Source organism: Acinetobacter sp. YH01004 (genome assembly GCF_013420455.1).
Classification (GTDB): Bacteria; Pseudomonadota; Gammaproteobacteria; order Pseudomonadales; family Moraxellaceae; genus Acinetobacter; species Acinetobacter towneri.
On the sequence record NZ_VOXZ01000006.1, the window covers coordinates 129,941 to 151,226 of the forward strand.

Annotated in this window: 19 protein-coding genes; 3 read left to right on the top strand and 16 right to left on the bottom strand. The window is 40.1% G+C overall.

Annotated features, from left to right (window positions below; genetic code table 11):
* Nucleotides 1-26 precede the first annotated feature (26 nt).
* The 11 genes from FTT71_RS06370 to FTT71_RS06420 form a co-directional block, all read right to left on the bottom strand.
* Nucleotides 27-722, bottom strand: a complete 696-nt coding sequence (locus FTT71_RS06370; RefSeq protein WP_179988650.1) for a methionine ABC transporter permease — start codon at nt 720-722, stop codon at nt 27-29.
* A complete protein-coding gene (locus FTT71_RS06375; RefSeq protein ID WP_179988649.1) occupies nt 719-1,744 on the bottom strand; it encodes a methionine ABC transporter ATP-binding protein in 1,026 nt (341 codons plus the stop codon). The genes FTT71_RS06370 and FTT71_RS06375 overlap by 4 nt, the downstream gene beginning before the upstream one ends.
* 74 nt (nt 1,745-1,818) lie before the next feature.
* Nucleotides 1,819-2,691 (bottom strand): MetQ/NlpA family ABC transporter substrate-binding protein, encoded by an 873-nt coding sequence (locus FTT71_RS06380; protein ID WP_096900915.1) that lies wholly within the window; start codon nt 2,689-2,691, stop codon nt 1,819-1,821.
* Nucleotides 2,692-3,475: 784 nt separating this feature from the next.
* Complete coding sequence (purD, locus tag FTT71_RS06385; protein ID WP_004973125.1) at nt 3,476-4,759, bottom strand: phosphoribosylamine--glycine ligase; 1,284 nt, start codon at nt 4,757-4,759, stop codon at nt 3,476-3,478.
* Between the two features lie 171 nt (nt 4,760-4,930).
* Complete coding sequence (purH, locus tag FTT71_RS06390) at nt 4,931-6,505, bottom strand: bifunctional phosphoribosylaminoimidazolecarboxamide formyltransferase/IMP cyclohydrolase (RefSeq protein WP_004973127.1); 1,575 nt, start codon at nt 6,503-6,505, stop codon at nt 4,931-4,933.
* A 92-nt stretch (nt 6,506-6,597) separates the two neighbouring features.
* Complete coding sequence (gene fis, locus FTT71_RS06395; RefSeq protein ID WP_001086304.1) at nt 6,598-6,867, bottom strand: DNA-binding transcriptional regulator Fis; 270 nt, start codon at nt 6,865-6,867, stop codon at nt 6,598-6,600.
* 389 nt (nt 6,868-7,256) lie between these two features.
* Complete coding sequence (locus FTT71_RS06400; RefSeq protein ID WP_004973129.1) at nt 7,257-8,111, bottom strand: DUF3426 domain-containing protein; 855 nt, start codon at nt 8,109-8,111, stop codon at nt 7,257-7,259.
* A gap of 16 nt (nt 8,112-8,127) precedes the next feature.
* On the bottom strand, nt 8,128-9,030 hold the full coding sequence (prmA, locus tag FTT71_RS06405) for a 50S ribosomal protein L11 methyltransferase (protein ID WP_004973131.1): 903 nt from the start codon (nt 9,028-9,030) through the stop codon (nt 8,128-8,130).
* Nucleotides 9,031-9,284: 254 nt separating this feature from the next.
* Complete coding sequence (locus FTT71_RS06410; protein WP_004973133.1) at nt 9,285-10,166, bottom strand: bile acid:sodium symporter family protein; 882 nt, start codon at nt 10,164-10,166, stop codon at nt 9,285-9,287.
* Between the two features lie 88 nt (nt 10,167-10,254).
* Nucleotides 10,255-11,166 (bottom strand): bile acid:sodium symporter family protein, encoded by a 912-nt coding sequence (locus FTT71_RS06415; protein WP_178319170.1) that lies wholly within the window; start codon nt 11,164-11,166, stop codon nt 10,255-10,257.
* A 184-nt stretch (nt 11,167-11,350) separates the two neighbouring features.
* Nucleotides 11,351-11,707 carry a hypothetical protein gene (locus tag FTT71_RS06420; protein WP_180160813.1) on the bottom strand — a complete coding sequence of 119 codons (357 nt, stop codon included), beginning with the start codon at nt 11,705-11,707 and terminating at the stop codon, nt 11,351-11,353.
* Nucleotides 11,708-11,949: 242 nt separating this feature from the next.
* Between FTT71_RS06420 and mnmG the strand changes: the two genes are divergently transcribed.
* A complete protein-coding gene (gene mnmG, locus FTT71_RS06425) occupies nt 11,950-13,830 on the top strand; it encodes a tRNA uridine-5-carboxymethylaminomethyl(34) synthesis enzyme MnmG (protein WP_096900911.1) in 1,881 nt (626 codons plus the stop codon).
* Between the two features lie 347 nt (nt 13,831-14,177).
* Here mnmG and FTT71_RS13245 read toward each other — a convergent pair whose 3' ends face one another.
* Nucleotides 14,178-15,176 (bottom strand): YafY family protein, encoded by a 999-nt coding sequence (locus FTT71_RS13245; RefSeq protein WP_004973137.1) that lies wholly within the window; start codon nt 15,174-15,176, stop codon nt 14,178-14,180.
* Nucleotides 15,177-15,574: 398 nt separating this feature from the next.
* Here FTT71_RS13245 and FTT71_RS06435 point away from each other — a divergent pair, with 398 nt between their 5' ends.
* A complete protein-coding gene (locus tag FTT71_RS06435; protein ID WP_004973138.1) occupies nt 15,575-16,174 on the top strand; it encodes a hypothetical protein in 600 nt (199 codons plus the stop codon).
* A gap of 167 nt (nt 16,175-16,341) precedes the next feature.
* On the opposite strand, the gene FTT71_RS06440 is transcribed toward FTT71_RS06435, so the two are convergent.
* The 4 genes from FTT71_RS06440 to FTT71_RS06455 form a co-directional block, all read right to left on the bottom strand.
* Nucleotides 16,342-17,520 (bottom strand): acetyl-CoA C-acetyltransferase, encoded by a 1,179-nt coding sequence (locus FTT71_RS06440; protein WP_179988648.1) that lies wholly within the window; start codon nt 17,518-17,520, stop codon nt 16,342-16,344.
* An 82-nt stretch (nt 17,521-17,602) separates the two neighbouring features.
* The gene (locus tag FTT71_RS06445) at nt 17,603-19,375 is read right to left on the bottom strand and encodes a class I poly(R)-hydroxyalkanoic acid synthase (RefSeq protein WP_180160814.1); all 1,773 of its coding nucleotides are present in this window, start codon (nt 19,373-19,375) and stop codon (nt 17,603-17,605) included.
* A gap of 125 nt (nt 19,376-19,500) precedes the next feature.
* A complete protein-coding gene (locus FTT71_RS06450) occupies nt 19,501-19,845 on the bottom strand; it encodes a phasin family protein (protein ID WP_131260811.1) in 345 nt (114 codons plus the stop codon).
* Nucleotides 19,846-19,896: 51 nt separating this feature from the next.
* Nucleotides 19,897-20,643 (bottom strand): beta-ketoacyl-ACP reductase, encoded by a 747-nt coding sequence (locus FTT71_RS06455; RefSeq protein WP_180160815.1) that lies wholly within the window; start codon nt 20,641-20,643, stop codon nt 19,897-19,899.
* A 535-nt stretch (nt 20,644-21,178) separates the two neighbouring features.
* On the opposite strand from FTT71_RS06455, the gene FTT71_RS06460 reads away from it, so the two are divergent.
* The coding region (locus FTT71_RS06460; RefSeq protein ID WP_178319009.1) for a helix-turn-helix domain-containing protein at nt 21,179-21,286 on the top strand (108 nt) is incomplete at its 3' end.

Genomic DNA, 21,286 nt, shown 5'->3' on the forward strand with positions numbered 1-21,286 from the left:
CTATTTCTGATGTGTAGATGAAAGATTTATCTGAGTTTAGATAACCAGTCACCTAAACTTTGCACCAATTGCACTAAAATTAATAAGACCACCACGGTTAGCATCACGACACTACTATCAAAACGCTGATAACCATAAGAAATAGCAAGGTCACCAATGCCACCAGCACCGACTGCACCTGCCATCGCAGTTGCGCCAATTAAGCTAATGGTGGCTGTAGTTAGGTTCAAAATGAGTGAGCTGCGTGCTTCAGGTAAAATAAATTTGAAGATAATTTGTAATGGTGTAGCACCCATTGCCTGTGCAGATTCGACAATCCCTTCATTGACTTCAAGTAGTGAAGTTTCTACCAAACGACCAATATACGGGCCGACATAAATGGTCAGCGGTACAATGGCTGCCCAAGTTCCGATGGATGTACCCACTAAAAATTTAGTCAGCGGAATCACCGCAATCAATAAAATAATGAAGGGCAGGGAGCGCAGTGCATTTACAATCGGGTTGAGTCCGTGATAAATCACACGGTTTGGTAAAATACCTGTCGGACGAGTCACTACAAGGGTAATGCCCTGAATAAAGCCCCAGATACAACCAAACAACATGGCAAAGAACACCATATGAAAGGTTTCTTGTAAGGCCGTAACAAATTGGTCAATAGATAAAGAGCTTTTCCAGAAAGGTGTGGTTACCGAAGTCAGCCACTGTACAATTAAATCTCTCATGCTTGTATTCCTGACTGTTCAACTTCAACGCCATTGGCTTTCAGAAACTCAAGCGCCTGTTGAATGACGTTTGTATCACCGAGTAATTGAATGAACATTTGCCCAATCACAGCACCATCAATTTCGGTCATATTGGCAAATAAAATATTCAGGCTAATATCAAACTGTTTAATGATAGCTTGAATCACGGTTTCCTGAGCCGATTTACCTAAAAATTTCAGACAATAAATGCTGTGCTGATTTTGATTTTCCAGATTATTCAAAATATTGATAGGCAATTGTTGCTGCAACACAGTTTGAATGAAGCTTTTAGTGGTCGGGTGTTGCGGCTGACTAAAAATTTCCAAGGTTGAACCTGTTTCAATCACTTTGCCTTGTTCCATCACTGCAACATAATCACAAACCGATTCAATCACATCCATTTCATGCGTCACCATTACAATGGTAATGCCTTGTTCACGGTTAATTTTTTTCAGTAATTCCAGTACAGATTTGGTAGTCTGCGGATCAAGTGCCGAAGTCGCTTCATCGCAGAGTAAAATTTTAGGATGATTGGCTAGCGCACGCGCAATACCGACACGTTGCTTTTGTCCGCCTGAAAGTTCATCAGGATAGGCATCTTTTTTATGTTTTAAATCAATAAACTCAAGTAATTCATTTAAACGTTTTTCACGTTTGGCTTTGTTCCAGCCTAACAGTTTCATCGGCATTTCAATATTGGCAGCCACAGTTTTGGTCTGCAATAAATTGAAGTGCTGAAAAATCATTCCAATATGGGCACGTTCTTGACGCAATTCACGGGCATTGAGTGCAGTAAAATCTTTTTGATGAATGATGACTTGCCCAGCATTTGGACGCTCCAACAAATTGATCAAGCGGATTAACGTACTTTTACCTGCACCACTATAGCCAATAATGCCAAAAATACTGCCTGTTGGAATTTGTAGATTAATTTGATCCAACGCACGCAGTGTTTGACCTTTGAGCTGATAGTGCTTTGAAATGTTTTTAAATTCAATCATATCGTCAAGAAATGTCCATAAATGAAAAAACAGGCAAAGTTCGCTTTGCCTGTTTTGTTTAACGCATTATATTACTATTTTGCTGCTTCAGTGAAATAGCTGACAGGTTTATTTACCGCAACTTTTGTTCCGCCAAAGTGCTGATCAATATATTGCTTCACCGCTTCGGTATGATACAACGCACCTACTTTTTGCAAGATTGGGTCATTTTGACGATCTGCAGCAGTCGCGAGAATATTGACATTCATTTTTGTGCTTTGGTCAATTGGTTCGTAATAAATTGAATCTTTCAGTACGTTCAAACCACCTTCCATTGCAAGGGTGTTGCCCAAGACAATTGCATCGACTTCATCTTTTACACGTACAGCCGTTGCCATTTGAATTGGTTTGATTTGAATTTGCTTAGCATTTTCTACGATGTCTGCAGGCGTGCCTTGAACATTGTCAAAACCATCTTTCAGTTTAACCAAACCAGCCGATTGAAGTAATAACAGTGCACGTGATTCATTGGCACCATCATTTGGAATAGCAATGGTTGCACCTGTTTTGAACTCATCCAACTTTTTCACTTTGCTTGAGTAAATACCCATTGGCTCTAAGTAAGTTGTCGCTACTGGTGCAATTTGATCTTTATTGTTGGCATTAAATGCCACCATATAGGCATAAGATTGGAATGCGTTAAGATCAATTTCTTTATTTGCTACCGCCGTGTTCATTGACACGTAATCGGTGAAGTTTTTCACTTCAAGTTGAATACCTGCTGCTTTGGTTTCAGGTAAGTCGGCAATAAAACGCCAAATATCTGCATCTGAACCAGTCGATGCCATAGTGACAGTGTGTAGAGCAGAAGAATCTTTTTGTGCCGCGTCAGTCGCAGGCGCTTCTTGTTTGCCACAGCCAGCCAAGCCAACTGAAAGACCAAGTACAAGACCAAGGAGCTTTTTCATGAATATATCCCGAGCAAGTTTAAGCAGTGCCTAAAGTTGCCAATGATTGAGAAGAATCAAATCAGCACGATGGATGGAATCGCATGATGATGATTTTGTATGTTTCTCAAATATGTTGTAGGTATTGTTTGAGTACTGAAAAAGTCAGCCCACAGCTCAATCAATAATTTTGAGATGGATGGGCAATTCACTTTTTCAAAAGATGCACCATCATAACAATAAAAAATAATTCTATATAGTGCTGTGTATGTTATGCATATCACTGTTTTACAACAGAAAGCGAATAAGTCAAAATAAGTTCTTATAAATAAATATATTCTGTAAAGATTAAGGATTTGAACAAGTGTTTAAATATTTAGGTGCTTTAAAATTTATTCTGCAATCGATAGTAAAAAACGAGATATGAAATTGTCGGTATGAAATCGGCTTAGTTACAAGAATCAGAACATGGCTGTAAATACATAAAAGAAGTTATGAATGATTTTTCCAACGATAATATATCGCCCATATATAAGGCAAACAGAGTAACAATGAACCTATCCCTATAAAAACATAAGCCAAATATATTAATCCTGCAAAAATAAAAAGTATTTGCAATGTAAACTCAACGAATATTGAAATTAAAAATTCTTTGAAGCTTTTTATTTTTTGCATGTTTATTGATCTAAAGTATTTTATAAACGTAGATCATCACAATGTACATGGGTTACAACCTGATAAACAAAAAGCTCGTACAGTGACGAGCTTTTTTATGGACTTAAATTTTTAGGCTAAACTAAAAATTTTAAGCATTTTCACGAGCAATGGCACGATAGCCAATATCTTTACGATATTGCACACCATCAAAGGTAACTTTTTCGCACAGTTCAAGGGCTTTAGCTTGCGCTTCGCCAATGGTATTACCGAGCGCAGTTACACACAGTACACGACCACCATTGGTCACAATCTCACCATCGGCATTGCTTGCTGTACCTGCGTGGAATACTTTCGCATCTGCCATTTGTGTTTCTAAACCAGAAATCACATCACCTTTGCCTGAAGTTTCAGGGTAACCCGCAGTCGCCAATACAATCCCGACAGTTTTGCGTTCATCCCAGTCTGCTTCGGCAGGTAAGTTGCCAGCAATACCTGCTTCAACCAAATCTACCAAAGATGACTTTAAGCGCATCATAATTGGTTGTGTTTCTGGGTCACCAAAACGGCAGTTAAACTCGATCACTTTTGGTTGACCTTTGTCGTCAATCATTAAGCCTGCGTATAAGAAACCTGTATAAACATGACCGTCTTTTTTCATACCTTCAACAGTAGGACGCATCACTTCATTCATGGTTTTTTCAAATACGTCTGCAGTCACGACAGGGGCAGGAGAGTATGCACCCATACCACCAGTATTTGGACCTTGGTCGCCTTCAAAAATACGCTTGTGGTCTTGTGAAGTTGCCATAGGAAGGATGTTGTCGCCATCAATCATACAAATGAAAGAAGCTTCTTCACCTGCAAGGAATTCTTCAATGACTACACGTGAACCTGCATCACCAAATTTGTTGCCTGCTAGCATGTCATCAATTGCATCAAATGCTTCTTGATTGGTCATCGCCACGATCACGCCTTTACCTGCAGCAAGACCGTCCGCCTTGATCACGATTGGAGCACCATTTTTTTCAACAAATGCTTTTGCCGCATCAACTTCGGTGAATACGTCATAGAATGCAGTTGGAATGTTGTGACGTTTTAAAAAGTGCTTGGCAAAGGCTTTAGAACCTTCAAGCTGTGCAGCAAACTGGGTTGGGCCCCAAATTTTTAAACCCGCTTCACGGCAGGCATCTACTACACCATTGACCAGTGGTGCTTCAGGGCCAACAATGATTAAATCAACAGCATTATTTTTGGCAAAGTCGATGATTGCAGGGTTATTTTGAATATCTAACGCTACATTCTCGCATTTGTTTTCTGTTGCCGTACCTGCATTACCCGGTGCAACGAAGACTTTAGCGACTTTGTCATCTTGTGCGATTTTCCATGCCAACGCATGTTCACGACCGCCGCTACCTAAAACTAAAATATTCATCTAAAAATCCCTCAAAGAATAAAATCCCCCTAGCGAAGCTATGCTTTTCACCCTTGAAAAGGAAGGAGATTGTGCATAAAAACACAGTTCCCTTACGTGAAAAGTCCCCCTTTTATAAAAAAGGGGGATTTCGGAGGATTATTAAATACGACTTCTAATTAATGAGTTTAATTAGTGACGGAAATGACGCATGCCAGTGAAGACCATTGCAATACCAGCTTCATCTGCTGCTGCAATCGTTTCTTCATCACGCATAGAACCACCCGGTTGAATAATGCATTTGATACCAGCTTTAGCTGCGTTATCAATACCATCACGGAATGGGAAGAATGCGTCAGATGCCATTACTGCACCTTCAACCACTAAACCTGCATGTTCTGCTTTAATGGCAGCAATACGAGCAGAGTTTACACGGCTCATTTGACCTGCACCAACACCAATGGTCTGACGGTTTTTTGCATAAACAATTGCGTTCGATTTTACGTATTTCGCAACTTTCCAAGCAAAGATCATGTCGTCAATTTCTTGTTCAGTTGGTGCACGTTTGGTCACAACTTTTAAGTCATCTTTAGTGATCATGCCCAAGTCTTGATCTTGAACCAATAAACCGCCGTTGACACGTTTGTAATCCATTTGTGGAGCGCGTGCATCAATCGCAGGAAGTTCGCCACATACCAGTACACGTACGTTTTTCTTCGCGCCAGTCACTTCAAGTACGCCATCTGCAATGCTAGGCGCAATGATTACTTCAACGAATTGACGGTCTACAATCGCTTGTGCAGTGGCAACGTCTAACTCACGGTTAAACGCAATGATGCCACCAAATGCAGATTCAGGGTCAGTTGCATAAGCAAGGTCATAAGCCGCTTGAATACCGTCTAAAGATACAGCAACACCACATGGGTTCGCGTGTTTTACGATCACACAAGCAGGTTTTGCAAATGATTTCACACATTCAAGTGCGGCATCAGTATCTGCAATGTTGTTATAAGATAATTCTTTACCTTGAAGCTGTTTCGCTGTAGAAACAGAAGCTTCAGTTGCAGCAGGGTCTACATAGAACGCTGCAGATTGATGCGGGTTTTCGCCGTAACGTAAATCTTGCGCTTTGTTCAATTGTGTATTGAATGTACGTGCAAATTGGTCAGCAGTACCTTCTTCTTTACCTACACGTGCACCTAAGTAAGAGGCGATCATGCCGTCATATTGTGCAGTGTGTTCAAATGCTTTCACTGCCAAATCAAAACGAGTTTCGTAAGACAATGCACCGTTGCTTTTCATTTCTGCAATAACAGTCGCATAGTCAGAAGCATTTACTACAATACCTACAGAAGCATGGTTTTTCGCTGCAGCGCGAACCATAGTAGGGCCACCAATGTCGATGTTCTCAATCGCATCTGCAAGTGAACAATTTGGTTTTGCAACAGTCGCAGCAAATGGATAAAGGTTAACAACAACCAAGTCGATGGCATCAATATTGTGTTCTGCCATGACTGCTTCGTCTAGACCACGACGAGCCAAGATACCGCCATGAATTTTTGGGTGTAACGTTTTTACACGACCATCCATCATTTCAGGGAAACCAGTATGCTCTGATACTTCTACGACAGCAATATTGTTGTCTTTAAGCAACTTATAAGTACCGCCAGTAGATAAAATTTCTACCCCAAGAGCAGCAAGGTCTTGTGCAAATTCAACAATACCTGTTTTGTCAGAAACAGAGATTAAAGCGCGTTTAATAGTCATGATCTTCGTCACAGTTTTCAATTACAGATTAAAACAAACTAGCAAAATGCAGGTAAAAAAAATGCCTGCGGAGGTCGCAAGCATTTTATCACTTATTCACTCATTAAACCGTGAGCTTTTAACTTTTTACGTAAAGTACCACGGTTTAGTCCAAGAATTTCAGCAGCGCGTGTTTGGTTACCGCGAGTGTATTCAAGAACAACAGATAAAAGAGGTTTCTCCATTTCTGCTAACACCATGTCATACACTTGTGAAGGTTGTTCACCTTGTAGTTGTGCAAAATAATGGCGAACTGCGCGATCTACGTGAATACGTAAAGCAACATCAGATTGTGCAGTAAAAATAGGAGATTTGCTATTCATGCGAATTAATCCGAAAATCAGATATCACTGGGATAAAGTGATATATCAATGTGGTCTATAAATTAAATGAACTCCGTTTTAGATCCTAAAACGGGAAGTTCTAAAACTGGAACATTTAGCTTGCCACAACTCTAGGCATTGGTCGAAATTTAAGCGTAACAATACATTAATAATTGTTACAGACCAAAATCAAAACAAAAAATCTACTCTGTACGCGATATATAAAAATAAAGCGCATTAGACAGATCTATATTTGTTGTGAATCTTGCGAGGAGTTTGCAGCACAAAGCTTTCGTGGCGCGTATGATACCATTGTATGAGAAAAAGTGAGCAAGAAAACTGCAATTTTTTTAATTTTTTTCGCTATTTTTTCACTATTTTTTTGTGAATTAAGGCTTGATAATTTCTAAAGTATAGGCATCGAAGTCGTTTCGTGATATTGGAACTAAAATGTCAAACTTAAATGGACTGTTTTTAGGAATACGTTGAATGCTCGAAAGACTTTCGACCAAATACTCCTGTGGGGAATAGATGTAAGTCGATAATGTTTGTTGTTTTTCTTTTAAAGTGACTTTGATATTAGGCAAAGCCAAGCTTTTATCATAGTAATTGATCAGCTCACCCGTAAATTGTGTATTCATACGATCTACACGTTTAACCTTCACGCGATTTGCTGAAATTAAGCTATAGCGTTCTTCTAAACTGCTACAGTTAAAAAATTGACAGACTTGGGTAAACACAGAATTCAGTGCAGGGCTGCTGTTTAAAAACTTTGGGTTAAACCACAAAATTTGGAAGATCAACAAGCCAATCAATAAAAGATTAATAATTCCCCAAAGTAAGTAGTAACCATTGCCATGCTTTTTTTCACTTTCAAGATCAGGCGCAGACAACTTCATGGCAGGAATGTTGCCAATCGGTTCAGTACTGAAATAATTGAGGTTATTCAGATAGGTTTTCAGATCAATATTGGAATGTTCAACTTTACGCTGAAAAATATCTAAAATATGTTGCGGTTGCGCAAGTTCAGCAGTTGCCTGCATAAAACTGCGGTTTTGAATGTGATGTAATTGTGATGTGACTGAGTTTTTATTTTGAGGAAAGGCAAATACCAAATGCGAAAGAGCATTAAAGGTATTGTCGCATTTAGGACAACAAACCATCCCTTGCGCAACGGTCAGCTGCGCAACGGATACTTTATAAACAGTTTGGCATTCAGGGCACTTGGTTTGCTTGTCACTCATAACTCAAAAATTACAGTTAGTGGGGATGGCGTTTCCCAGAAATTCGACACCAGTTTTCTTCACGTTTTTCGACTTGTACTATATCAAAAAATTCAGAATAAACACTAGAAACTTCAGCAACTTGCTCTTCAATTACACCTGCAAGTGCGAACTCGCCCTCAGATTTAATTAAAGTTGCAAACTCTGGCGCAAGCATCATCAATGGGCCTGCCAAAATATTGGCAACTAAAATGTCTGCTTTTTCATTACCGATGGTTTCATTGAACTCTTCTGGAAGTCCCACATATAAGTTTTTAAGTACACCGTTGAGTTCTGCATTTTGTTTGGTCGCTAAAACTGCTTGCGGGTCAATATCAGTCGCATAGACTTTTTTTGCACCGAGCAACAAAGCCGCTACTCCTAAAATACCTGAACCACAACCGTAGTCGATCACGACTTTATCTTTTACATTGGTTTTACCTAACCATTGCAGGCACAGGAACGTACTGGCATGGTTACCTGTACCAAAAGCCAAACCTGGGTCAAGTTTAATATTGACTGCATCTGCCTCAGGTGGTTCTAACCATTCAGGTACAATCCAGAATTTCTCTGCAATCTGGATTGGCTCGTAGTAATCCATCCATGAGCGTTCCCAAACCTGATCTTCCAAAAATTCACTGCGTAAAGGGGCATCTGGCATTTGCGCACGAATAAAGGTTTCTAAGGCTGCAACATCAATTTCTTCACCTTCGTCTTGTGCATAAATACCTGTCACAATGACTTTGTTCCAAAGTGGTGTTTCACCTGGCAGTGGCTCAAGTAAGTCCTGATTTTCCGCATCATCTAAGGTTACGCTGACTGCACCCAATGAACTGAGCAGGGTTTCAGTAAAATCGACTTGCGCTTGATCAACAGTAATATGTATTTGTAACCACTTCACGGAGATAACCTAAAATTTAATGCGAAAGCGCTATTGTAACTGAACTGGTGCAGACGCTGTTATTTTTTATTCGGATTGCGAAAGGGAAAACTCTATACGATTGGAAGTTTCAAATTCGCTTTATGCTTATAGTCGAATAATGTGACAAAAATATAACTCTAAAAAATATAAGTTAAGAATTTGTTTGAACCATCATCGCTCAATCATCCCCAAAACAGTCAAATTGCTGGATTGGGGATGATTGAGAGACTTGTTTAGGATGCAGATTGCTCCGATGCAGGAGTCGGCACAAATTTATTTAGTAATGTGCCTAAAATTGCGGCAAAAATATACATGAAAATAGAATAAACCGCAGCAGGCATGGCAATGGTTGAGCTTGACATAACGGTTAGGGCGATAGTCATTGCAAGGGTACTGTTGTGAATGCCAATTTCAAAGGCGCAGGCTCGGGCTTGTTGGCTATTTACGCCAAAGAAACGCGGGACAAAATAACCAATCAATAAACTGCAGGCACAGAACAGGGCAGTGGCAAGTCCTACATCTGCCAAATAAAGCATGATGTTGTTTCGCTCTTTGGCAATTGCGCCAATAATAATCACAATTAGAAAAACCACAGCAAAAATACGCACAGGTTTGTTTAAGCGGTCTGCCGTTTGAGGGCTAAAATGGCGTACTAACATCCCTAAAGTGACAGGGATAATAATAATTAAAAACACCTGCAATACTTTGGCAAATTGTAAGCCAACTTGTTGCCCATCCTGCATAAAATGCTGAATGGCAAAGTTGACAATCAGTGGTAAGGTAAATGCTGCAATCACGGAATTGACGGCAGTAAGGGTGATGTTTAGGGCAATATCGCCCTTATATAAGTAGCTAAACAAGTTGGCTGTTGGCCCGCCAGGAGATGCTGCCAGTAGCATGAGTCCGACTGCAAGCAATGGTGGTAAATTCAGCAGTTTACAAATAAAAAATGCAATTGCTGTCAGGACGACCAATTGACAAAATAAAGCAATAAACACTGCTTTGGGGTGTTTGCTCACCCGTTTAAAGTCGTTAGGAGTGAGTTCTAAGCCAAGTCCAGCCATGACCACGGCCAAAGCCAGCGGCAAAAATATTGTGATTAATCCTGAATCCATAAACACTCCTTTGTTTTTACATCTATAATGATCTATTTAATATCTAACTATTTGTTTAATCTGTGGTTAATTGAATATTGCTCACATCTTAAATTGTATTTTTATTGTGGTTTAAACTCTGCTCCTGTTTGTTTTGAAGGGCAAGTTTGGCAGATTGTCTAGCTAACATACTCCCTAAAATAAAGCTGAACATATACATAAAAATGGTGTAAATCGCAGAAGGAATGGCAATTTCAGTGCTTTGCAAAACTGATAGTGCAATGGTTAAAGCAACGGCAGTGTTATGAATGCCAATTTCAAAACAACAGGAGCGTGCTTGTTGATCAGGCACACCCGCCAAATACGGCACCAGATAACCAATAAGTAAACTTAAAAAGCAAAATAGTGCAGTTGCGATGCCAATTGCACTGAAATAGTCAAAGACATTGGCGCGTTCGCGGAAAAGCGCATAAAAGAATAAAGCGAAAATGAAATAAATGGACATCAAACGCATAGGTTTGCCCAACTGTAATGCAATTTGTGGCATCGCATTACGCACCGCCATTCCTACACATACAGGCACAATAATCAGTAAAAAAACCTGTGCCATTTTTTCAATAGGCATGCCAATTTGTTGTTGATCGGTCATAAAATATAGAAAAGACAAATTAACAATAAAAGGCAGGGTAAAGGTTGCCATCACAGAGTTCATTGCGGTTAGGGTAATATTTAGGGCAACGTCACCTTTATAGACATAGCTAAATAAGTTCGCAGTAGGCCCCCCTGGTGAGGCAGCAAGCAGCATTAAGCCAATTGCCAATAGCGGTGGCAATTCTAAAAATAAACAAATTGAAAATGCTAAAACAGGCAAAATGACCAATTGTGAAAAAAGCGTTAAAAAAATGACTTTAGGAAATTGATTGACCCGAATAAAGTCTTTAGGCGTGAGTTGTAAGCCTAAGCCCATCATCATCACAGCTAAGGTCAGTGGTAGAAAAAAGGTAAAAAAGCCTGAATCCATAGCACATCCTTTATTTTTTTCTTATGGGTATAATTTTCCCTCTCTTTGCAGTGTAATTGTTTTTTGAGCTTGTGCAATAAACAAAGCAGTCACTTCTTATAAATGACTGCTTTGGTGTTATTTTCATGCTTTCAGTTTGAATGAATACCCGATCTGTTCATGAAAATATAGATTAACTGATTGATCACATTGCAGCAGGGCGTGGTGGCGTAAAGCCTAAGGCACATTTGCCTTTTAACTCAGTACCATTGACTGTAATGACGGTACTTTGCGCATCTGCCATACAAGAACGGTATAATTCAGGCTCATTGCCTTGTAATTGCACTGCTTTAGATGAACTAAAGAATTGTGGTTCACAGGTACCATTCCAGATAATCCCACGATAAGCAAAGCTTACAGGTGTGCCCTGAGTTTTACCTTTACAGACTTGCTGGAATTTTTGCGCGTTATAGACGGTTTCTACTTTATCATTTGCCTGCACTGCAAATGGACTGAAAAATAAGCCACAAAGCATAGAGGACAGCAAAATTTTCTTATTCATGATGTTTCCCTTTGTTTCTCATATCTGTGCTATTAGGATAAAAAATAGACAAATTAAAACAACGGTGATCTGGTTAATTTTTAGGTCTAAATGTTTTTATGTACAGTAAAAATGCAAATTTGGATTACAAAATATTAATTTTGTAGCGCGGTTAAGCCAATAAAATCGACTGAATCTGTCAACTTATGCCACAAGTTTTGCTATAATATTCCGTCTTTATTTTTTATCTCTCATTGACCATTATGCACTATCCTAAAGTTTACGATGTCATTGTTATTGGTGGCGGTCACGCAGGCACCGAAGCGGCGCTTGCAGCAGCACGTATGGGTCGTCAAACCTTACTCTTAACTCATAACATTGAGACTTTAGGGCAGATGAGCTGTAACCCTGCAATTGGCGGGATTGGTAAGTCACATTTGGTACGTGAGATTGATGCCTTAGGCGGCGCAATGGCATTGGCTGCCGATAAAAGCGGGATTCAATTCCGTATTTTAAACTCGCGTAAAGGTGCTGCTGTTCGTGCAACACGTGCGCAGGCAGACCGAGTTCGCTTTAAAGCTGCGATTCGCGCCACTTTAGAAAACCAAGCCAATTTAGATATTTTCCAACAAGCAGCCGATGACCTGATTGTAGAAGGCGATACTGTAAAAGGTGTAGTCACTCAAATGGGGATTCGTTTTGATGCGAAAACCGTGGTATTGACCACAGGTACATTCTTGGGTGGTGTGATTCACATCGGTTTAGAAAAATCGAGCGGTGGTCGTGCAGGCGATCCTCCATCAATTGCTTTGGCGGCACGTTTACGTGAATTAAATTTGCCTGTTGGGCGTTTAAAAACAGGTACGCCACCACGTATTGATGCACGCTCAGTCGATTTTTCGGTCATGATTCCGCAGCCAGGTGATTTCCCATCACCAACCATGTCATTCATGGGTGATGTGTCGATGCACCCTGAACAAGTGAACTGCTATATCACCCATACCAATGAACGTACTCACGAAATTATTCGTGGTGGTTTAGATCGTTCACCGATGTATACAGGTGTGATTGAAGGTGTTGGCCCACGTTACTGCCCATCGATTGAAGATAAAATTCACCGTTTTTCTGATAAAGACTCGCATCAGGTATTTTTGGAGCCTGAAGGTTTAGATACACATGAATTGTATCCAAACGGGATTTCAACCTCTTTACCGTTTGATGTGCAGTTCGAGTTAGTTCGTTCAATTCGTGGTATGGAAAATGCGCATATTTTGCGTCCAGGTTATGCGATTGAATATGATTACTTCAATCCACAAGCCTTGAAATTCACTTTGGAAACCAAAGCCATTAATAACTTGTATTTTGCAGGTCAAATTAATGGTACGACTGGCTATGAAGAAGCGGGTGCGCAAGGTGTGTTAGCTGGTTTGAATGCGGCACGTCGCGCTTGGGATCAGGAACAATGGACACCAAAACGTGACGAAGCTTATATTGGTGTATTGGTTGATGATTTGATCACGCTAGGTACCAAAGAACCGTACCGCATGTTTACCTCACGTGCGGAATACCGTTTGATGTTGCGTGAAGATAATGCCGATCAGCGTTTGACGCCAATTGGTCGTGAGCTTGGTTTGGTGGATGACACTCGTTGGGCAGCTTACTGTGAAAAAATGGAAGCAGTAGAACGTGAAACAGGGCGTTTACAACATTTGTGGGCTGCACCAAACAACCCAATGGGTAAAAAATTTGTTGAAATGACAGGTGCAGATTTATCCAAAGAATGTTCTGCGATTGATCTGTTAAAACGTCCAAATATCAGTTTTGCGCAAATCGCAGAATTAACGGGTTCAGACGTTTCTGCACAAGTGGGCGATCAAATTGAAATTGCAGTGAAATATGCAGGTTATATCAACCGTCAGCATGAAGATGTCGCACAATTAAAACGCTTGGAAGAAACCAAAATCCCTGCCGATTTTGATTATGATGCAGTGTCAGGTTTATCGCGTGAAATCACGCTAAAATTGAAGCATGTTTTGCCTGAAACTTTGGCACAAGCCAGTCGTATTCCAGGTGTGACACCTGCCGCAGTTCAATTGGTGATGATCACCATTCGTAAAAATGCACAGTCACGTAAATCTGCTTAAGGTTTGATGGATTGATGAAGAAGCCCACAATTTAAATTGCGGGCTTTTTTATGCGCCAAAGTAAATCAGATGCTAAGCAAAGAAGAAGTTGCGTATAAGAATAAATCTGATTTCGACTGCATATCTTATGATTTCACAGCTAGATCAGGAGCATTTAAAGTGACACTTATCAACATAGATAGGAGCAAAATATGACTTTAAAAAGCATTCGTTATAGTACAGCTGAACTGGCATGCCCACGCTGAACGATGCCGAGTCAATTTTAATTTTAACTTCAATCAGCAATCACAATAATTTGATTTAAAAGAGAACGATAATGCTATCGCCCCAATATATTTGGGGCTTTTTTATTCCTGAGTTTGATGCACCGCATTGGCAACTTCTACAGGTTCAATCTGAATTAGCTTTTTACCAAAACTACGCAACCACCAAACCAATTGTGAGGTAAACGGCACAGTGGCAGTCACCAACACATTACCATTTTCCAGTGTTTCCATAGTTTGATCTTTGCTTAATTGGCTTTCATCGAAGTATATGGCATCAGCTTTTTGCATGGTAAGTTTGAGCTGAATATTTTCAGTAGCTTTACTGAAATCGACTCTAAAACCTAATTCGCCAGATTCAATATAGGCATCAATATCAAAATTAACAGGATGCAAGGCGCGTGAATCTAAAACTTTGGCTGCTTTAAAACGATGCAGGGCAAAGGTTTGAATGTCGGTTTTGTCAAATCGAGTACAGATTAAATAAATCACCGCACCTTTTTGCACCAAAGCCAAAGGATTCAGCACATAAGTTTTTTCTTCGCCTGAATTGCTGCGTGATTGATAAATACATTCTAGTTGTTTGTCTTGGAGCAAGCCTTCATATATCGCCTGTTGTGCATTGCGGTCTACGACTGGTGGAATTAAAGGTTGTGTTGCAGGCACAATTCGCACACGATTAATCCATTGGCGGACATTGTTTTGGGTCGATAGACTGCGTCGTGCCAAATCAAACCATGGGTTCATTTCTTCAATCAAACTTGGCGGCAGCAGATGTTTTAAATGTTCCTCGACCATCATAAACGTTACCGCTTGAGAGCTGGTCATGTGCGGTAAACTTTGAATCGGTGCATCTGAACGCCAGCGCCAACCTTGTGGTACGGTACCATTACTTTCAATTGGAAAGCGCTGAGAAATTTGATTTAAGTCACGTTGAATCGTACGCAAACTAATGTCGATACCTTCACGTTGCAGGACATCGTGTAATTCACGTGTGCCCATCCATTTACCTGTAGAAAGGCGCGATAAAATTTGCCATTGGCGATATAAACTATTCGATGTTTCTTTTTCTTGTATAGACATATTCAATATTTACTAGGTCAATTCATACGGATGAAAACTTGTTCTTCCACACAATAAGAAAACTCGGAATGATTAGCAAGTTTTTTACTGAAAAAGGGCAAAATATAACCGCAGATTTTGCAGTAAATATCACAAAATTTGGACGGGCAAAGTTAATCAAATAATAGAAGTGAATCAGAAACTATGACCTCAAGCCATACTTGGATCAATTAGAAAAGCAAGATTGAATAGTTGTGTTTAAGTGAAAACCCGTCATTGTTTTGTATGGTAGATACAGGTTTATGTAAATAAAAGCGGTCTGAGTGGATGAGTGCTGTAGGTTAATTGGGCAAGGCGATTGAGGTGCTTTATCGCGATGAATTATCAACAGACCTTAGAGTTAGGAGGATGAAACAACCGTGAATTTATCTAGCAGCGATGCGCGAGAAATTTTTTGGTTAGCCCGATATTTAACCCGTATTCAATATGTATGTCAGCAATTTCCATTTAAACAAAATGATGCTGCTTTGACTTATGCACATGCCTTTTGTTTGCCTGCATTTGATGCAGCTTCTTTAAATGAATTGATTTTAAACGAAGAACAGCCTGCTTCATTTGCGATGCAGTTTGAGCAAACACGGACAAAAATTCAAAACTTGGCACAGGTGTTTTCTAAAGCTACTTATGTTGAATTACAGCAATGTATTCAAAATGCGTGCGATAACGCGAGTTATATTTGTGATGTGGTACAAGACTGCGAAGCACTATTAGATGCAGAACCACAGCAGATATATTTATTTTTCCAATTGGGGCAAAAAATTGAACAATTAGACCGACAAATTCGGTTAAAACAATCGACTGAAAAGACTTTGTCGCAATTGGAAATGATTGTGCAATGCCTAAAAGATTTAGGTTGGACGTCGTTTGTAGACGCATGGCAACAGCTGAAACAGCAACCCGATACCATGCATTTTTATCACTTTAGTGATCATATTCAGCACTTACTTTCGGTGGATTAAGCAGAACTTGTCATGTCAAATTAATCGACAACAATATTATTTTAAGCTCTGTGTAGTTAAAAAAATAGTGGAAGCCGAAGCTCCCATTATGTCTTAACTTATTACTGGCTTTGAACAGCTATCAAATTCAATAGCTTTGACTCGTGCAGTACTTTCGGCTCGGTTACTTAGTCGCGTTCAACCGCAAGTGCAACACCCATACCACCGCCTACGCAAAGCGTTGCGATGCCTTTTTTCGCATCACGGCGTTGCATTTCGTGTAGTAACGTCACGAGGATACGGCAACCTGAAGCACCAATCGGGTGACCGAGGGCAATTGCGCCACCATTCACGTTTACTTTATCTAGGTCTAAGCCTAATTCTTTGGCAACACCTAGTGCTTGTGCGGCAAAGGCTTCGTTGGCTTCAATTAAATCGACCTGATCTAAGCTCCAGCCTGCTTTATTCAGGGTTTTCTTTACCGCTTCAACAGGGCCAAGACCCATAATTTCAGGCTCAATACCCGACATTGCATAGGCTTTAATACGTGCTAAAGGTTGTAGACCTAAGGCTGCAGCTTTGTCTGCACTCATCATCAACACTGCTGCTGCACCATCGTTGATACCAGAAGCATTACCTGCGGTTACGCTGCCATCTTTTTTGAACGCAGGGCGCAATTTATTCAAGCTTTCAAGGGTGGTATTGGCTTTGATGTATTCATCTTCAGCAAATACAATTGGGTCGCCTTTACGCTGTGGAATGCTTACAGCTGCAATTTCATCTTTAAATTTACCAGCCGCTTGTGCTGCAGCCGCGCGTTGTTGTGAAGTCAGTGCCAATTGGTCTTGTTCTTCACGGTTTAAACCAAGCTTTTCTACAATATTTTCTGCAGTAATACCCATGTGATATTGGTTATAGGCATCGGTTAAACCATCAGCCACCATACTGTCGATCAACTGGGCATTCCCCATTTTTTGACCGTTACGCAACTGCATATAGTGTGCGCTTTGTGACATTGATTCTTGACCACCAGCAACTACAATTTCTGCTTCATCACACTGAATCGCTTGTGCAGCCAAATGTACGGCACGTAAACCTGAACCACACACCACGTTAAGCGTTGATGCAGGTACTTGTACAGGAATACCTGCAGCAATTGCGGCTTGACGTGCAGGGTTTTGTCCTACACCTGTAGTGAGTACGTTACCCATAATCACCTGATCGACTTGTTCAGGCTGTACTTTAGCACTGTCTAAGACTGCACGAATTGCTGTTTGCCCCAATTGTGGTGCAGATAAAGAAGCGAGACTACCTAAAAAGCTACCAATTGCAGTACGTTTTGCAGCAACAATGACAACATCTTTCATTTTATATCCTTAAATTTTATGTTTACGTTTCTGTGGATGCACATGATATATAGCATGTGCATTGCTGTTGTTATATGACTGATTAAAATAAATTTACCAAAACATAGCGACCTGGTGCTGCTTCTATCATTGGATATTGCGCATTACCTAAGGCGCGGGCAGGGACTTGTTGGCCTGCATACGGTGTAACCCAAGCCTGCCAGCGTAGCCACCAAGACTCAGGATGATACTCTGCACCATCAAGCCATTGCTTGGTATTTTCAAACTTGGCAGTATTGGTATAGCAACCGTATTTATTACGACTTGGCGGATTCACAATGCCTGCCACGTGTCCAGATTCACCAAGTACCAGTGTAGATTCACTACCTAAGTAATCTGCACCACGGAAGCAGGTATCCCAAAGCGCGATATGATCTTCCTGCGTTGCAATAAAGAAGCTTGGAGTTTTGACACGAGAAAGGTTGAGTCCAACACCGTTCACTTTTACTGCATTTGGTGAAATCAATTCATTATTCAAATACAAATTACGCAATAAGAAATTATGAATTTTGGCAGGAATATTGGTGCCGTCGCTGTTCCAATACAAAATATCGAAATCTGAAGGCTCTTTGCCTTTTAAATAGTTCTCGATGTAGTAGTTCCAGTACAGGGTATTTTCACGTAACAAACTGAACGTGACTGCCAACTGGCGACCATCAAAATAACCCAATTGATTATTTAAGGTTTCTAAACCACTAATCACAGGTTCATTAATAAATACGCCTAAGCTGCCTGGGTTTTCAAAGTCGATAATGGTTGCCATATACGTGGCAGATTTCACATGACTTTTCAGGCGTTTTGCCAGGTAATAAGCCTGCGTTGCAGCAAGTAAAGTACCACCAATACAATAGCCGATACAGTTGGCTTCTTTTTCGCCTGTAATTTCTTCAATAACACGCAAAGCTTCAACTGCACCTGCGGTAATCAGATCTGCGAAAGTGAGTTCTTTTTGTTCAGCATTTGGGTTACGCCAAGACATTAAAAAGACCGTATGACCTTGCTGACGTAACCAGTTCACCAATGAGTTTTGTTCGCGTAAATCCAGCACATAATATTTATTAATAAATGGCGGCACGATTAGAATCGGGGTTTGATATACATTTTCTGTCGTTGCTTCATATTGCAACAACTGGAAAATTTCATTTTCAAAGACCACTGCGCCTGGTGTATAGGCTAAATCTTTACCCAAGCTAAAAGAGTCACTATTGACCATGCGAATAGATAAATATTTTCCGCTATTGACCACATCATCATGGAAAATTTGCATACCACGGACAAGGTTTTCACCTTGTTCGGTAATGGTTTGCTGAATCACTTCAGGGTTAGTCCAAAGAAAATTGCTTGGTGATAAAGCATTAATCATTTGGCGGGTAAAAAAGTGAATGCGGTAACGCACTTTGTCTGGAATGCCTTCTACGACATCCACCATATTTTGTACCAGTTGGCTAAACAACAAATATGACTGCGATAACAGGTCAAAATTGGGTTGTTCTTGCCATAATGGGCTGTTAAAACGACGATCACCACTTTCAGGTTGAATGAATGGTTCGATGTCTTTTGCCACACTGCGCATCATCACATTTTGGTAGATTTGCATTTGACCTTGCCACCAGCTCCATTGCATTTCCATCAAGCGTGCTGGATTTTTAGACAAAGCTTCAAAGAACATCGACATATCTTCTTTGTTGAGCTGTGTTAAGGCGTCATTAATAGGGCTTTGCCCATAATAAAATTCTTGTAGTTTTTTCCAGATATCATCGTGGCTAGAGAAAAATTGTAATATATTTTCTTTGAATTGAAATGAGTTCTGTTTCATTTCATCGCTCCATGGCACATGGCTTTTAGCAATCAAATTGAGTGCAAGGCTGAAACTAAAACGGGGAAATTTTCACACTTCCCCGTAACATTCGTCCTGATAACGCATGGTTTTCAGAGCAGTGTTTATTTGTTATTTGGCATTGAATCGCTGACTAACTTTTCAAATTCAGCTTTGAATTCTGAAGTCAGTGTTGCTAATTTTTTGCCATCTTCAATCATTTGCTGACTGAGTTTGTTCATGGTTTCTAATTGCTTCGTGGTGCAGTTCACCATGCTTTGCATGTCTTTCACTTCGCTATTGGCAAACATTTGTGCTAAACCAATGTTGGCATAGTTGCGTGCTGCTTCTAATTGTAAGTTGGTTAAGTCAGCAAAATTTTTTGCAACTAAACTGTTGAATTTGGTGTACGGTTCAAACACGTTTTTGTATTGAGCATTCATGTTTGAAAATAAGTCGCCGTATAGCATGGGTGTCACTCCAGTAAATAAACTTGTAGATTAAAATGAGGTGTTACACGCTTAGTGCATGTATAAGCCGCCGTTGATTGATAAGGTTTCGCCTGTTACGTATGCAGCATGATCACTCACTAAATACATAACTGCTGCCGCAATTTCGGTAGGGGCGGCAAGACGTTGCAGAGGAATTTGTGCTTCAATGCTTTTAATTACTTCTTCGCGCATGGCTGTGACCATCGGGGTTGCGGTATAACCTGGTGCAACGACGTTCACGCAGATATTTGAACGTGCGCCTTCTTGCGCCAAAGCTTTGCTAAAGCCGATGATGCCTGCCTTAGTTGCAGAGTAGTTGGCTTGACCAAATTGACCTTTTAAACCGTTCACCGAACTAATGTTCACAATGCGACCAGACTTTTGTTCTAACATTTTGTTAAATACAGGCTGAGTCACGGTAAAAAGTGTTTTTAAGTTGGTTTCAATCACTTCAGACCACTGCGTATAGCTCATTTTTTTGAAAGTTGCATCGCGGGTAATACCAGCATTGTTGACCAACACATCTACACGACCTTCAGCATCAATTGCTTCTTGAATGGCTGCTGTAGCCGCTTCATGCTCATTTAAGTTGGTTAAAACAAAGCGCACATCACTTTCTGTAAAGCCGTTGCTTTCAAGCCATTGCTTTTCGCGATCTTCTTCTCTTGGTACAACCGTTGCAATAATTTTATAGCCTGCTGTAACCAGTTGACGGCAAATCTCACTGCCAATACCACCTAATGCACCCGTCACTAAAGCTACTTTTTGTTCAGACATATTCTTTTCCTAAGCAGAATAAGGTTATAAAAATTAAGGAGTTTTTCCTCTTTATTCTTGTTTAGAAATTAAGCGTTTTATATTTCAAAGAGGCTGCAGTTTGATGATGCTTTGAAGTCAAAAGTAAACAAATATTGGTAATAGATTATTTTCTTATCATGTGGATGCTTTTATAAATGGCTTAAATAGTCGTGAAGTCATTGATTCATCGTAGCGCGCAGCACAAACTTCTGAGAACTGGTGAAATGTGATTAATCCATGAATTTGAAGCGATGTGGCAGTTTAAAGACAGTGCGCGAGCATATTGTTTTTTCTTGAGATTTTGAGTGTGATTTTCAGCTAAATATTTGGATGACTGTAAAGCGCTAAATGCAAATGTGGGTGACCACAAATTTTTATCAATATGAATGGAAATACAGTGAATTTAAGAACGCAGATTCAAATCTCAAGTGCAACACATTTGTAGTTAGTTGAAAAAGTTAGGTGTATTCATAGAATCATTAGACTTTTTCAACCCGCAATTGGAAAGCACACAATGAAGAAATACACCCAACTTTCTCAAGATGAAAGATACGAAATTTATGCTACTTTGAAAAGTAAAAGTTCAATCGCTACCCTTGCTCGGGAGTTAGGACGTTCACGA